The sequence below is a fragment of the Amycolatopsis sp. VS8301801F10 genome (assembly GCF_046195355.1).
Classification (GTDB): domain Bacteria; phylum Actinomycetota; class Actinomycetes; order Mycobacteriales; family Pseudonocardiaceae; genus Amycolatopsis.
The window spans coordinates 2,565,827-2,580,215 of sequence record NZ_CP176065.1 but is presented as its reverse complement, the minus strand read 5'-3'; the positions used below and the strand labels follow the sequence as shown (position 1 = coordinate 2,580,215).

Genomic DNA, 14,389 nt, shown 5'->3' with positions numbered 1-14,389 from the left:
CAGGCATGGACGATCACCCCGGGGAAATCGCGCCCTTTCCCCTCCGCTGAGCAGGCGGCCCGCACCTGGCGTCAGCCCGCTGAACCGACTTACTCCCGTCGTTCGAATCGATCCCGGTCGGGGTGCCGATGAACGCAGAGCCGAGCAGTCTTGTCGTCCTCCCCGACTCGCCGGGCGGAGCCGCGCTGCTGCCGCGAGTCCCTTACCCGCGGCCGAACGTCCTGTTCCATTCGTCCGGGCGGCCGTGGCTGGCCGGTCGCTGGAAGCCCGGGGAAATCCAGGTCGCCGTCGCGGGCCGGGCCCGGATCGCCGTGTTCGGGTTCTGCCCGCTGCCTGCCGAGCGGCTGACCGCCTGCGCCGCCCGATCGCGGACCGTGGCCGACGCGGACGCGCTCGCCCGCGTCCTGCCCGGCAGCGCGCACCTCGTCGCGTCGGTGAACGGGCAGGTCCGGCTGCAGGGCACGCTGGCGAACCTGCGCCGGGCCTTCCATGCCCGGATCGGCTCCGTCCCGGTCGCGGGCACCCGCGCCGACGTGCTGGCCGCGATGACCGGCGCGGACCTGGACGAGGATCTTCTCGCCGCGCAGCTGACGCAGATGCAACTGCTTCCCCCGCTGATCGAGAAAAGCTGGTGGCTCACCGTGCACCCGGTGCCGCCGGATTCCTACGTCGCGCTGGCCGGCGACGACACGGTCCGCACCGCCCGCTGGTGGCATCCGCCGGAGCCGGTCCTGCCGATCCGCAAAGGCGCTCCCGCGGTCCGCGCCGCGCTGCGCGAAGCAGTCGCGAATCGCCGCCCCGCCAAGGGCAGGCTGTCGCTCGATCTGTCCGGCGGAATGGACTCGACCACGCTGTGTTTTCTCGCCGCCGAGCAGACTTCCGACCTGTTCACGTTCCGGTGGACCGGAGGCAGCGTCGCCAACGACGACCCGTTCTTCGCCGCCGAAGCGGCTCGGCGGCTCCCCGGTATCGAGCACCTCGAACAGTCCGACGCCAGCGCGCCCGCGCTGTTCGCCCCGCCCTATGCGACGGACGACCTCGAAGCACCGTGGACGATGACCCGAGGGCTGAACGGCTCCGCCCACGGCGTGCGCGTGCTCGCCGAGCACGGTTCCGGCCTGCACCTGGCCGGGCACGGCGGGGACGAGGTCTTCAGCGGAACGCCCAGCTACCTCCACACCTTGGTCCGCCGTCGCCCGCTCACCGGCCTGCGGCAGCTCCGGGTCTACCGCAGCCTGGGCCGGTGGTCGTGGCCGCGGACCCTGGCCGCGCTAGCCGACCGGCAGAGCTGGAGCGACTGGTGGCGGGAGTCGGCCGACCAGCTGACCGACCCGCTGCCCCGGCTGGGCACGCCGGACCTGGGCTGGGCCGACCCGGTCCGGGCCGCGCCGTGGGCCACCGGCGACGCGCTCGCGACGACGCGGCGGGTGCTGTACGAAATCGCCGCCGAGGCCGCCCCGCTGGCCGCCGACCGCGGCCAGCACCAGGCGCTGACCAGCCTGCGTGCCGCCGGACCGCTGTGTCAGCAGATCCAGCGGGAGTACGCCGCCGACGGGGTCCCGCTCGACCTCCCGTACCTGGACGACCGGGTCGTCGAAGCCGCGCTCGCGGTCCGGACGTCCGATCGTTTCCCGCCCTGGCGGTACAAACCGCTGCTCGCCGACGCGATGCGCGGGCTGGTTCCCGACGTCATCCTCGACCGCACCACCAAGGGCAACTACCAGGACGACGATGACGCCGAGGCGCACCGGCACGTACCCGACCTGCTCGACTACTTCGCCGATTCGGCCCTGGCCGCTCGCGGCCTGCTCGACCTGGACGCGCTCCGGGCCGCCCTCCTCGAACCGCGGCTGGACGACGAGGTGGAAGCGCACTTGGAGACCACGCTCGGCTGCGAAATGTGGCTGCGGGCGATCGCCGAGAACCGGCCAGCGACCGACCGGAGGACCCATGCACCTGCACCCTGACACCGCACTCACCGAAACTCCGGACGGCTCGGTCCTGCTCAACAAACGCACCGGAAGTTATTGGCAGGTCAACCGAACCGGCGCGCACACCCTCGACCGCCTCCTCGCCGGAGAGACCGCCGAGCAGATCGCCGCCGAACTCGCCGCCAGGTACGACATCGACGCCGCCCAGGTGCGAGCCGACATCGCCGCGATGACCGAAACCCTGCTCACCGCCGGATTGGTCGAACCGGCATGAGCCAGCCGACCGTGGTACCGCACCGAATTCACCTGCCGTGGCACCGAAAACTGCTGCCATTGCTGATGGTCGGCGTCGCGACCGTGCTGACCGCGTTGTCCCCCAAGCATCTCTGCGCGATCCTGCGCTTCGCCCGGCGAGGTGCGCGGCCCGCCACCTTCGAGCAAGCCCGCACCGCGCGTCGATCAGTAGTCGCGATCAGCCTGCGCTGCGCGGGCGACGGTTGCCTGCTGCGTTCCGTCGCGTCCGCCCTGCTGTGCCGCGCGCACGGCACCTGGCCGACCTGGCGTACCGGCGTGCGCACGCAACCCTTCAGCGCCCACGCGTGGATCGAAGCCGATGGCCAAGTTGTCGACGAAATCCACCCCGCAGGATATTTCGCCCCTTTGCTGACCGTCGCCCCGCTAAGGACCGCTCGGAATGACCGTCACCGCCCCTGACACCAGTCCGCCGGCCACCGACGAGCCCGTCCAGTCCCGGGCCGGCCTGCGCCACCTGTTCGCCACCACCCGAGGGCACCGGAAAACCATTGCCGTCGCACTGCTTTTCACCCTAGTCGGTGCCGGACTTGGCCTGCTGCAGCCCATGCTGGCCATGCATACCATCGACGCGGTCGGAGAAGGCGGGACGGTCGGGTGGCTGCTGGTCGCACTCGTAGCCGTGTTCATCGCCGAGGCCGTCGCGGACACCATCGGCAGATACTGGCTGGAACGCTCCGGAGAAGGCGTCGTATTAGGCCTGCGAATCCGCCTGGTCAGCCACCTTTTGCGGCTGCCCATGCGCCTGTACGACCAACACCGCATCGGCGACTTGCTGTCCCGCACGACCGCCGACACGACCCTGCTGCGCGACACCCTCGCCTACGACCTGGTCGAAATGCTGACCGGAAGCTTCGTAGTCATCGGCGGCACCGTCGCCATGCTCCTGCTGAGCCCCTTGCTGTTCGGCATCGTAGCCGTCATAGTCGGCGGTGTCGGCGGCGTGACGCTTTTTGTCTTGGCGCGCATCCGAAACGCCACCGAAAGCGCGCAAGACAACCTGGGACTGATGGCCGCGGAACTGGAACGAGCCCTCAGCGCCATCCGCACCATCCGAGCCACCCGCGCGGAAGACCGCGAAACCGCCCGCATCGGCCACTACGCGCGCACGACCTATCAAGACAACGTCCGAGCCGCCCGCCTCAACTCCATCGCAGCACCAGCCGTAACCCTCTCCGCACACGGCGCCCTCATCGCGGTTCTGGTCACTGGCGGAGTCCAGGTGGCCAACGGAAACCTCACCCTTGCCGAGCTAGTCGCTTTCCTTCTCTACGTCAGTTATATCGCCGTCCCCAGCGCCGGTTTGTTCGAAGTGGCCGCCACGGTCCAAAAAGGACTGGGCGCTTTCCAGCGGGTCCACGACCTCACTCAACTCCCCACAGAAACCGACCAGGCTCCCCCTTCACCGGCTTCCCCCGCCACCGCCCCAGTCCTGGAATTCCGAGACGTCTGGTTCAGCTACCACCCCGACCGCCCAGTACTGCGAGGCGTCTCCTTGACCGTCCCGCGCCGAGGCCACGTCGCTTTGGTCGGCCCTTCCGGAGCCGGAAAATCCACCATTCTCGCGTTGATCGAACGCTTCTATGAGCCGGACCGAGGAACCATCCTGTTCAACGGACACCACCCGTCGATCACCGAATGCCGCCGAAGAATCGGCCTGGTAGAACAAACGACCCCCATCCTGCACGGCACCCTGCGAGACAATCTCACCTACGCCGCCCCCGACGCGACCGACGAGCAAATCCGGGATGCTCTGGAGAAAACCAACCTGACAGAATTCGTCACCCGCCTCCCGACCGGTTTGGAAACCCCCGCAGGCGAACACGGCGGCATGCTGTCCGGAGGCCAACGGCAACGCCTGGCCATCGCGAGAGCCCTCCTGGCGCGCCCGGAACTCCTCCTGCTGGACGAACCAACGTCCCAACTGGATGCGGTCAACGAGGCTGCGTTTGCCCGGACACTGGAACAGGTGGCTGGGGAGTGTGCGTTGCTGGTGATCGCCCACCGTCCGGCTACGGTGCGTCGGGCGCAGAAGGTGCTTACTTTGGAGAACGGCCGGATCAGCACGCTGTAAGCCACCCCAGCCCGGTGGCCCGCACGCCGATTACAGTTGCTGCGCGATCGCTGGCAAACAACCGGACTTGGACGAGATCGAGGCACATTTCGTCGCGCTGCTCGGCGGAAAATGAGCACCGCCGGTAACCGCAACCCCGGCTCACGACAATCGCTCGGCCACCGAGCCGTAGCGGCGCGCTCCCGTGCAGTTCTACTCAGACAGTCGTGAGTGTGCCTTCGCGTTTCCTCTGCCAGATACCCAATTAAGGGTGATGGGATACGCGATGTGCCGGACGCGATGAAGGCAGCGGGGAGACAGGCTGGAGAAAAGACCGGATGTCTGCGCCGTACGGAAGCAGCGGGCAAGATCGCCGGCGCGATCAGGGCAGGAAAGGCCGCGGCTTCCGCCGGGCGCTGCCGCGAGTCCATGTCAACCACCTTCGTGCAATGGTGCGACCAGGCACAGCGGTTCGGCGACAACCTGGACCTCGCGGCCGAGCGGTCCCAGCGCGGCGACCACACCGCGGCCGGGGTCTTCCCAGCCCTCCGACGATGCGGGGACCGCGCTGGTGGTGTCGCTGGCCGATGTCCGGGCATGGAACCCGGCCGCGCTGGACGAGATCTGCTCCACCCTGCGGTCCCGGGGCCGCCTTGATGCTGCGTGAGCGACTGCGGATTGCCCAGGAAGACGGACGAGGTCCTGCCAGCCCGGTTTTCCCGGACTCGCTCGGCGGGCTCCGCGACCCATCGAACACCCGGCGGGACATCCGCAACGCCCGGGGCACCGACGAGTTCGCCTGGGTCAAGTCGCATGCGTCCCGGAAGACCACCAGTACTGTGCTCGACGACGCTAGGGTCAGCCCGCGAGAGATTGCCAACCAGCTCGGCCACAGCAAGCCGTCGATGACGCAGGACGTGTACATGGACCGCACGACGGTCTCGCCGGAGAACGCCGTCGCGCTGGAAAGCATGTGGCTCGACCCGGACTCCGGGAATTCCGGGGATAAACCGGGGGTTGATCTTGAACCCGGTTCGGAAGAACCGTCCTGACCAGCCGAAACGGTGCCCCCGACGGGGTTCGAACCCGCACTGGGTCGATTTTAAGTCGACTGCCTCTGCCAATTGGGCTACGGGGGCCCACCCACCCTAGCGAACCCGCCCCAGGACACGACAAAGCCGGGCCACCCGAAGGCGACCCGGCTTCACCACAACAACCAACTCAGCCCTTGCTGGCCCGGTTGAACTCTTCCTTCGGGTTGTTGATCTGCCCCAGCGAGATGACCTCCCGCCGGAACAACCCGCCCAGCATCCAGTCGAACAGGATGCGGATCTTGCGGTTCCACGTGGGCATCGCCTTGAGGTGGTACGCCCGGTGGAAGAGCCACGCCGGGAAGCCCTTGATCTTCAGGTTCAGTGCGTCCGCCACGCCCTTGTGCAGGCCGAGGCTCGCGACCGCGCCCAGGTTCTTGTGGTAGTAGTCCTTCGGCTGTCCGCCGCGGATCACCTTGATGATGTTCTTCGCCAGCAGGCGGGCCTGGCGGACCGCGTGCTGGGCGTTCGGCGGGCAGGTGGCCGTCGGGTCCTGTTCGGTGCGCGAGAGGTCCGGGATGGCCGCGTTGTCGCCGGCGGTCCAGACGTCCGGGTGGCCGACGACCTGCATCGCCGCGGTGGCCTCGACGCGGCCGCGCTTGTCGAGCGGCAGGTCCGAGCTCGCGAGGACCGGGTTGGCCTTCACGCCCGCGGTCCAGATGATCGTGTCGGTGTCGAACTCGGTGCCGTCCGAGAGCACGACGTGGCCGTTTTCGAACGACTTCGCCGCGGTCGACAGGTAGACCTCGATGCCGCGCTTCTCCAGCTGCTGCACCGTGTACACGCCCAGCGTCTCGCGCACCTCGGGCAGGATCCGCCCGGCCGCCTCGACCATCACCCAGCGGATGTCCGACGGCTTGATGTTCGGGTAGTAGTTCTCGACCGCGAAGCGGGTCATGTCCTCGAGTTCGGCCAGCGCCTCGATGCCCGCGAACCCGCCGCCGACCACGGTGAACGTGAGCAGGCGCTTGCGCAGCTCGGGGTCGAGCGTGCTGGCCGCCTCGTCCAGCTTGGTCATGATGTGGTTGCGCAGGTAGATCGCTTCGCCGATGGTCTTGAAGGCGATGCCCTCCTCGGCGAGACCCGGGATCGGCAGGATCCGCGCGACGGCGCCGAGCGCGACCACGAGCACGTCGTAGTTCAGCGTCTCGACGTGGCCGTCGGCGGCCTCGACCGTGACGGACTTGCGCTCGTTCTCGATCTTCGTGACCCGCGCGGTCAGCACGTGGCAGCGCTTCAGCACGCGGCGCAGCGGCACGACCACGTGCCGCGGCTCGATCGCGCCGGCCGCCGCCTCGGGCAGGAACGGGGCGTAGGTCATGTGCGGCTGCGGGTCAACGACGGTCACGGAGGCCTCGTTGGCGCGCAGCATCTTCTGAAGCCCGTACGCGGTGTACAGGCCGACGTATCCACCACCGAGGACGAGGATCCGAGTCGGTTCCGACTTCGCAGCAGCCATGTACCTATAGTCGCACTTCCGAAGCTGCTTCGCTCGGGTACCCCACCCCGCTGTGACCAGCATCGCCACGCTGGTTGTCACGATTCAGATGAGGCCTGCGGCCGAGGCCGCGGCGGTGAACGCGGTCACCACCATGGGCTGCGTCACACGACCGGTCTGGACATTGCGCGGTGACACGTGGTAACAGCCGAACACCGCAAGGTCGCCGAGCTGCAGCCGGGCGCCGTGCGCGAAGGCCGGACGGGGTTTCGGCACCGGCCAGCCCGCCGCCGAAAGCACTGGCAGGAGCGCTTGCCAGCCGAACGCGCCGAGCACGACGATCGAACGCAGGGTCGGCCGCAGCAGGTCCAGTTCGTCGGCCAGCCAGTGCCGGCAGGTGTCCCGCTCAGCGGGGGTCGGCCGGTTCTCCGGCGGCGCGCAGCGGACCGGCGAGACGAGCCGGGTGCCGCGCAGCGTGAGGCCGTCGCCGATGGCGGCCGACACCGGCTGCGACGCGAGACCGACCTCGTACAGCACGCGGAAGAGGAAGTCCCCGGACGGGTCGCCGGTGAACATCCGCCCGGTGCGGTTGGCCCCGTGCGCGGACGGCGCGAGCCCGACCACGGCCAGCGCGGCGTCCTCCGCGCCGAAACCGGGCACCGGCCGCGCCCAGTACGGCTCCCCGGCGAACGCGGCCTTCGTCCCGGCCACGCCTTCGCGCCACTCGACCAGCCGCGGGCACGCGCGGCACCGCACCAGCTGCGCGTCGAGCTCGGCGAACGTGCGCATCGATCTCCTCCGCTCGGTGTGCTGCCACGGTAACGCGGGATAGGTTGGGGCCATGGCCGACACCACCGCGGACGAGACCGCCGAGAAGACCAAGGACGAGGAGACGAAGGCGGCGGAGCCCGTCGACGACCTCGTCACGACGCAGCACACCCTCACCGTCAAGCGGCGCAAGCTCGCCTACACCGCCCAGACCGGCCGGATCGTGCTCCGCCAGGAGGTCAAAAAGGACGGCAAGTTCGAGGGCTACCAGGCCAAGGCCGAGGTGTTCCTCACCGCCTACACCCTGGACGACGCCGACCCCGGCACGCGGCCGGTCACCTTCGCCTTCAACGGCGGCCCCGGTTCCTCCAGCATCTGGCTGCACATGGGCCTGCTCGGGCCGCGCCGGGTGCTGTCCGGCGACGTCGACGACCCGGTGCCGCCGCCGTACGGGCTCGAGGACAACCCGGAAAGCCTGCTCGCGCACAGCGACCTGGTGTTCATCGACCCGGTCCAGACCGGCTACTCGCGGGTGGCCGAGGGCGGCGAATCCCAGCCGTACACCGGATTCCAGGGCGACGTCGAATCGGTCGCGGAGATCATCCGGCTGTGGGTTTCGCGCAACCAGCGCTGGCTGTCGCCGAAGTTCCTGGCCGGCGAGTCGTACGGCACGCTGCGCGCGGCCGCGCTGGCCGGGCATCTGCAGGAGCGCTACGGCCTCTACCTCAACGGATTGATGCTCATCTCGTCCGTTCTGGACCTCGGCACGTTGCGCTTCCACGAGGGCAACGACCTGCCGTACTCGCTGTACCTGCCCACGTACGCGGCGATCGCGCACTACCACGGCCGTCACGGCGACCGTCCGCTCGACGACGTGCTCGCCGACGCCGAGGACTTCGCCTCGAAGGAACTGCCGTGGGCGCTTTCCCGCGGCGCTCGGCTGTCCACTCAGGACCGTACCGAGGCGGTGCAGACGCTCGCGTCGCTCACCGGGCTCAGCGAGTCCTATGTGGACCGAGTGAACCTGCGGATCGAGCACGTCCGGTTCTTCACCGAACTGCTGCGCGACCAGGGCAAAACCGTCGGCCGGATGGACGGCCGGTTCACCACGTGGGAGCCGGACGGCGGCGTCGAGCACATGAGCGACGACCCGTCGGTGTCGCGGATCATCGGCGCCTACTCCGCCGGGTTCAACCACTACGTGCGCGCCGAACTCGGCTACGAGAACGACCTTCCGTACGAGATTCTGTCCACCGAGGTGTTCAAGGCCTGGTCCTACAAGGAGTTCGAGGGCCGATCGGTGTCCGTTGTGGACACCTTGAGCGCGGCGATGCGGGCCAATCCGCACTTGCAGGTCCACGTCGCCTTTGGACACTACGACGGCGCGACGGCGTACTACGCGTCCGAGTACGTGCTCGCGCAGCTCAAGATTCCCGAGGAACTGCGGGAGAACATCGACACGGCTTACTACCCGGCCGGGCACATGATGTACGTGCACGAACCGTCGCGGGTGCAGCAGTCGAAGGACCTGGGCAAGTTCGTGAAGAAGGCGTCCAACCGGTGACCTCGTGAGTGCCTATGCCGGTTAGAACCGGCATAGGCACTCACAACCAGTCGTGCTCCCGCGCGTACCGCGCCGCCTCGTGCCGGGTCCGCGTCTGCGTTTTCTGCATCGCGTTGGACAGGTAATTCCGCACGGTCCCCGCCGCCAGATGCAGCTGCGTCGCGATGTCCGCGACCGAATACCCCTCCCGCGTCGCGCGCAGCACGTCGATTTCCCGTACTGTCAACGGACAATCGTCCACCACGGCGAGCGCCGAGACGTCCGGGTCGATCCAGCGTTTGCCCTCGGCCAGCGTCCGGATCACCTCCGCGATGTGCGCCGGTTCCGCCGATTTGCTGACGAATCCCTGCACGCCGAGCTTCAGCGCCTTGCGCAGCACGCCCGGCCGTGCGTGCCGGGTCAGCATCAGGACCACCTGCTCCGGCCGCTCCCGCCGGATCCGCGCGACCGCGCCCAGTCCGTCCACATTGGGCATCTCCAGGTCGATCACCAGCACGTCCGGCCGATGCGCCAGCGCGGCCCGCACCGCCGCCTCGCCGTCCTCCGCCTCGGCGAGCACGGTGATCTCGCCTTCCATCGGCAGCAGCGCGGCCATCGCCTTGCGGAGCAGGGCTTCGTCGTCGGCGAGCACCACCGTCGTCATCGCGCCCCCTTTTCGGGAAAGGACGCGGCGGTCACGAATCTGCCGTCCTTCTGTTCCACCGTCAGTTCTCCGCCCTGATCCGCCAGCCGGTCCGCCAAAGTGGACAGTCCACTCAGTACCGGCGCGGCACCGTCCGCGACCCCGTCGTTGACGATGCTGATCCCCGTTTCGGTCAAGGTGATCCGCACCTGCCGGGCTTGCGCGTGCCGGAGGATGTTCGTGGCGGTCTCGCGCAGCACCTGGCCGAGCAGCTCGTCCGCCCCCGTGCTGACCTGCGCCTGCCGGTCGATGCGCACATGGATCCCGGCCGCCTCGAAGAGGTTCTTCGCGTTCTCCAGCTCCGCGGACAGATTGAGCCGCCGCTGGGCGTAAGCGAGTTCCTTGGTCTGCACGATGGTTTCGCCGACGAGAGCGTGCACCTCGCGCAATTCCTCCTGGGCCCGGTCGAGATCCCGGTGCAGCAGCTTCTCCGCGAGCGCCACCTTCAGCTTGACCACGTGCAGTGTGTGTCCCTGGATGTCGTGCAGCTCGCTGGCGAACCGGACGCGCTCCCGGACCACCGCCAGCTCGGCTTCCTTCTCCCGGGACTCTTCCAGTTCCACGACGAGGTCGTAGAACTTCTGGCTGGCGAACATAAACGCCGTCGACAGCGCCGCGGCGATGGCCGGCGACACGACGAAAGCGAGCACTCGCGCGCCGGCCTTGTCGTCGTACATCAGCAGATTCGTCGCGCCGATCGCTCCGGTCAGCACCGCGAGGCCGACCAGCGCGGCGAGCCGGTGCCGCACCAGCGGCGGGATCAGGAACGAACCGACCATGGTCAGCCCGAAGAACGCCGCGCTCTGGTCGCTGAGCGCCCCGGCGAGCCAGACGAACGCGGTCAGCACCAGGCACGGCCGCGCGACGCGGAGGAAATCGCCGGCCGTCCAGCGTTCCGCGGTGACCACCGCGGCCAGCAGCCCGACCAGCTGGATGACGACGTGCCACCAGGTCTTCGACGCGAAGGCCACCAGCGCCACCCCGACGAGCAGCAGCGGCGGCATCACCGTCATGAGGTTGAGCCGTCGCAGCCGGTCCTGGACCGCGCCGCTGGCCCAGGCCGTGCGGCGCGTCCACGGGGGACGGATCTCGATCATGGTGCTCCAGCCTCGGCCGCGGAATTCGGACCCAGCATGCCGCAGCCGCGCTGGCCCCACCAGTGACGCTGCGTCATGTTTTCGGCTGACGTGACCGCACTACTCGAGACCTGCGGAAACGGCTGGAATCGGAGCATGCCCACGACCCCAGTCATCGCCGTCGACCGGCTGAATCTCACCTACGGCGATTTCCAGGCCGTGCGCGACCTCTCGTTCCAGGTCGCCCGCGGCGAACTGTACGCGCTGCTCGGCACGAACGGCGCCGGGAAGACCTCGACGCTGGAGACCGTCGAGGGGCACCGGGCACCCAGCTCAGGCACCGTGCGGGTGTTCGGAAAGGACCCGCGCGACCGGGCTTCGGTGCGTCCCCGGATGGGGATCATGCTGCAGGAAAGCGGTTTTTCGCCGGACCTGACCGTGCGGGAGTCCGTCCAGCTGATCGGCAGCCTGACCCAGCGCAGCGACACCGTCGAGCGGCTGCTCGGCATCACCGACCTCACGCGCAAAGCCACCACCAGGGTCTCGCAGCTCTCCGGCGGCGAGAAGCGCCGGCTGGACTTCGCGACCGCCGTGTACGGAACTCCGGACCTGGTCTTCCTCGACGAGCCGACCACTGGTCTGGACATCCAATCGCGCGACGCGCTGTGGAAGGCGGTGGACCGGCTCCGCGAGGACGGCACCACCATCGTCCTGACCACGCATTACCTCGAGGAAGCCCAACAGCACGCCGATCGCATCGGGCTGATGCACCAGGGCACGCTCAACCGCGAAGGCACCGTCGCCGAACTGACCCGGACGCTGCCCGCGACCATCCGCTTTGGACTTCCAGCGCATTCGCCAGCACCGCCGCTGCACGCGACCCGCGAGGAAGACGGCCGGTTCCTCATCGAGACCTTCGGCCTGCAGAAAGACCTGCACACCCTGCTCGGCTGGGCACAGGACCGCGCCGTGGAACTGACCGAACTGGAGGCCGGACCGACCCGGCTCGACGACGTCTTCCGCGCCATCAGCAACGCGTAATCACCGAAAGGTTTCCCCATGCTCTCGATTGCCCGCGGCGAATTGCTTCAGCTCTTCCGGAATCGCCTGGTACTAGTCACCGCATTGATCCTGCCGGTCGCGTTCAGCGCGTTCTTCATTTCCCGGCACGAAACTTTCGCCCAGCTCGGCAGCCTCGGCTATATCGCGGCACTCACGCTTTTCTTCATCACCGCGATCGGCCTGTACACCACCACCGTCACCATCCTCGCCGCCCGGCGGCAGAACCTGTTCCTCAAGCGCCTGCGCTCAACCGCGGCGAGCGACCCCGGCATTCTCGTCGGCCTGCTCCTCCCGATCACCGCGCTCACCACGATCCAGGTCGGCGTCATCCTCGGCGTCCTCGGCGCGGTCGCCGGCGCGCCGAAGAACCCGCTGCTGCTGGTCGTCGCGGTCGTCGCCACCATCGCCATGATGGTCGCGCTCGGCCTCGCCACCGCCGGTCTCACGAACTCGCCGGAGCACGCCCAGGTCACCACGCTGCCGGTCACGCTCGCGGTCCTCGCGGTCGCAAGTTGGATCGGAATCACCGGAACCGAACAGCTGTCCCTGCTGAAACGCCTTCTTCCCGGCGGCGCGGCCACCGAACTCGTATTGAATTCCTGGAATGGCGGAACCTCGGCCGCCGACTCACTCGTCCTGCTCGGCCCGATCGCGGCGTGGCTGATTCTCAGCGGCACCCTGGCGGCCCGACTATTCCGCTGGGAACCGCGCCGGTGAAACCCCTTCCGGGACCGAGGAGACCGGAGTAACGTCGGCCTCGCTTCCGATCGTCGACGTGTCCGCGGCAGCCGAATGTCCGGGTGCCCAGCTGATTTCGTGCGCTTTCCCGTCAGTTTCCTGAGTTCGCTTGATCTCGGCAAAGGATGGAAGACAGTGCGAAAACAACTATTCGTCGCGCTGGCGGCCGCCGCGTTGACGGCGCCCGCCGCTCCGGCGTACGCGGCTCCCCCGAAGCCCGGGGTGAACTGGGGAGCGTGTCCGGCCGACGCCGCCGCGCCGCCGCAACTGCAGTGCGCGTCGCTCGAGGTGCCGCTGGATTACCGGCAGCCGGGCGGAAAGAAGATCAGCATCGAGGTCTCGAGGCTGCGGAGCACCGATCCGGCCGCTCGGCGCGGAGTGCTGCTGTTCAACCCGGGCGGCCCGGGCGGCCCCGGTCTGACCTTCCCGCTGGACCTGGTCCGGTCCGGCGTCCCGACCAGCGTGCTAGCCCGGTACGACCTGATCGGCTTCGACCCCCGCGGCGTCGGCCACAGCAGTCCGGTGAACTGCGGCCTGAGCCCGGAGCAGCTGGTGATCGCTCCGAAGTACGCGCACACCGAGGCCGACGTCGTCGCCGCCTCCGCGTTCGCCAAGGGGATCGCACAGCAGTGTGCGGCCTCGGAATCCGCCCCAGTGCTGCCCTATCTGACGACCGCGAACACCGCGCGGGACATGGACCAGATCCGGGCCGCCCTCGGCGAGGCTAAGATCTCTTACCTCGGCTACTCGTATGGCACGTACCTCGGCGGGGCATACGCGACGCTGTTCCCGGACCGGACCGACCGGATGGTGCTCGACAGCGTTCTCGGGCCGGGCGGGTACGACGTCACCGCGGCGCGGCGGTTCGCCGAAGGCATGCAGGACCGCTTCCCGGACTTCGCGAAATGGGCCGCCGTCCGCGATTCCGTCTACGGTCTCGGCGCCACCCCGGCCGCCGTCACCGCGACCTTCGGAAAGCTCGCGGACAAACTCGACAAAACCCCGGTGGCCGGGATCGACGGTTCGTACTTCCGGTTGGAGACGCACAACCTGACATACCAAACCCAGACATTCCCGAGGCTGGCGCAAGCTTGGCAGTCGCTCCTCGCGAACCAGGTACCGCCGGGCGCGGTGCCGCCTGCCCCGACGCCCGCCGAACAGAGCGAGACCGGCACGATGATCTCCATTCTGTGCGGGGACAACGCGTGGCCGCGACAGATTTCGACCTACCAGGAAAACGTCGCGCAGGACCGCGCCAAGTACCCGATGCTCGGCGGCTTGACGGCGAACGTGTGGCCGTGCGCGCACTGGCCGAAGCAGCCGATCGAACCTCCGGTGCAGTTCAGCGACCAGGGTCCGGCGAACCTGTTGCTGGTCCAGAACACCCGGGACCCGGCGACCCCGCTGTCTGGCGCGCTGGAAACCCGCGCGCAGTTCGGCGACCGGGCCCGGATGGTCACCGTGGACCAGGGCGGCCACGGCGCCGCGCTCCCGTACACGAACAGCTGCGGATTCGGTGCCGTCGCGGAGTTCCTGGTGAACGGCACGCGTCCGGACACCGACAAATTCTGCGGCGCCGAAACGAACACTCGCCGGCTCAGCCAGCAGCAACAGGAGGCGGCCGACCGGATTCTCGACCGGATGACGCGACACTGAACCGGCGATGGGCGGGAC

General features: G+C 68.6%; 14 protein-coding genes and 1 tRNA gene. 9 read left to right on the top strand and 6 right to left on the bottom strand.

From position 1 onward, the window contains the following. Positions 1 to 128 precede the first annotated feature (128 nt). Genes F9C11_RS12575 through F9C11_RS12560 form a run of 4 tightly spaced genes read left to right on the top strand, consistent with a single transcriptional unit; the run spans position 129 to position 4,317 of the window. Positions 129 to 1,967, top strand: coding sequence for an asparagine synthase-related protein (locus F9C11_RS12575; protein ID WP_409185039.1), 1,839 nt, complete (start codon positions 129 to 131; stop codon positions 1,965 to 1,967). Continuing rightward, positions 1,951 to 2,205 carry a lasso peptide biosynthesis PqqD family chaperone gene (locus F9C11_RS12570; RefSeq protein WP_409185038.1) on the top strand — a complete coding sequence of 85 codons (255 nt, stop codon included), beginning with the start codon at positions 1,951 to 1,953 and terminating at the stop codon, positions 2,203 to 2,205. The genes F9C11_RS12575 and F9C11_RS12570 overlap by 17 nt, the downstream gene beginning before the upstream one ends. Then, positions 2,202 to 2,645: a lasso peptide biosynthesis B2 protein gene (locus F9C11_RS12565; RefSeq protein ID WP_409185037.1), complete on the top strand. Its 444-nt coding sequence runs from the start codon at positions 2,202 to 2,204 to the stop codon at positions 2,643 to 2,645. Before F9C11_RS12570 ends, F9C11_RS12565 begins: the two co-directional genes overlap by 4 nt. After that, complete coding sequence (locus F9C11_RS12560; protein WP_409185036.1) at positions 2,626 to 4,317, top strand: ABC transporter ATP-binding protein; 1,692 nt, start codon at positions 2,626 to 2,628, stop codon at positions 4,315 to 4,317. The genes F9C11_RS12565 and F9C11_RS12560 overlap by 20 nt, the downstream gene beginning before the upstream one ends. Positions 4,318 to 4,728: 411 nt before the next feature. Here F9C11_RS12560 and F9C11_RS12555 read toward each other — a convergent pair whose 3' ends face one another. Next, the gene (locus F9C11_RS12555; RefSeq protein ID WP_409185035.1) at positions 4,729 to 4,929 is read right to left on the bottom strand and encodes a hypothetical protein; all 201 of its coding nucleotides are present in this window, start codon (positions 4,927 to 4,929) and stop codon (positions 4,729 to 4,731) included. A gap of 23 nt (positions 4,930 to 4,952) precedes the next feature. Here F9C11_RS12555 and F9C11_RS12550 point away from each other — a divergent pair, with 23 nt between their 5' ends. Continuing rightward, positions 4,953 to 5,348: a hypothetical protein gene (locus F9C11_RS12550; RefSeq protein WP_409185034.1), complete on the top strand. Its 396-nt coding sequence runs from the start codon at positions 4,953 to 4,955 to the stop codon at positions 5,346 to 5,348. A gap of 13 nt (positions 5,349 to 5,361) precedes the next feature. Here the strand turns inward: F9C11_RS12550 and F9C11_RS12545 are convergent. The 3 genes from F9C11_RS12545 to F9C11_RS12535 form a co-directional block, all read right to left on the bottom strand. Then, positions 5,362 to 5,435 (bottom strand) — tRNA-Leu (locus F9C11_RS12545). A gap of 82 nt (positions 5,436 to 5,517) precedes the next feature. Then, entirely contained in the window at positions 5,518 to 6,846 is a 1,329-nt protein-coding gene (locus F9C11_RS12540) for an NAD(P)/FAD-dependent oxidoreductase (RefSeq protein WP_409185033.1), read from the bottom strand. 84 nt (positions 6,847 to 6,930) lie between these two features. After that, positions 6,931 to 7,614, bottom strand: a complete 684-nt coding sequence (locus F9C11_RS12535) for a uracil-DNA glycosylase (RefSeq protein ID WP_409185032.1) — start codon at positions 7,612 to 7,614, stop codon at positions 6,931 to 6,933. Between the two features lie 52 nt (positions 7,615 to 7,666). Here F9C11_RS12535 and F9C11_RS12530 point away from each other — a divergent pair, with 52 nt between their 5' ends. Further along, complete coding sequence (locus tag F9C11_RS12530; protein ID WP_409185031.1) at positions 7,667 to 9,157, top strand: S10 family peptidase; 1,491 nt, start codon at positions 7,667 to 7,669, stop codon at positions 9,155 to 9,157. A gap of 40 nt (positions 9,158 to 9,197) precedes the next feature. Here the strand turns inward: F9C11_RS12530 and F9C11_RS12525 are convergent, their stop codons facing one another. Then, on the bottom strand, positions 9,198 to 9,800 hold the full coding sequence (locus tag F9C11_RS12525) for a DNA-binding response regulator (protein WP_409185030.1): 603 nt from the start codon (positions 9,798 to 9,800) through the stop codon (positions 9,198 to 9,200). Then, positions 9,797 to 10,936, bottom strand: a complete 1,140-nt coding sequence (locus tag F9C11_RS12520; RefSeq protein ID WP_409185029.1) for a sensor histidine kinase — start codon at positions 10,934 to 10,936, stop codon at positions 9,797 to 9,799. Before F9C11_RS12520 ends, F9C11_RS12525 begins: the two co-directional genes overlap by 4 nt. 135 nt (positions 10,937 to 11,071) lie before the next feature. Between F9C11_RS12520 and F9C11_RS12515 the strand changes: the two genes are divergently transcribed. The 3 genes from F9C11_RS12515 to F9C11_RS12505 all read left to right on the top strand — a co-directional run bounded on the left by F9C11_RS12515 (position 11,072) and on the right by F9C11_RS12505 (position 14,371). Then, positions 11,072 to 11,956, top strand: a complete 885-nt coding sequence (locus tag F9C11_RS12515) for an ABC transporter ATP-binding protein (protein ID WP_409185028.1) — start codon at positions 11,072 to 11,074, stop codon at positions 11,954 to 11,956. An 18-nt stretch (positions 11,957 to 11,974) separates the two neighbouring features. Further along, positions 11,975 to 12,694, top strand: coding sequence for an ABC transporter permease (locus tag F9C11_RS12510; protein WP_409185027.1), 720 nt, complete (start codon positions 11,975 to 11,977; stop codon positions 12,692 to 12,694). Between the two features lie 156 nt (positions 12,695 to 12,850). Then, on the top strand, positions 12,851 to 14,371 hold the full coding sequence (locus F9C11_RS12505; protein ID WP_409185026.1) for an alpha/beta hydrolase: 1,521 nt from the start codon (positions 12,851 to 12,853) through the stop codon (positions 14,369 to 14,371). Positions 14,372 to 14,389: the final 18 nt, after the last annotated feature.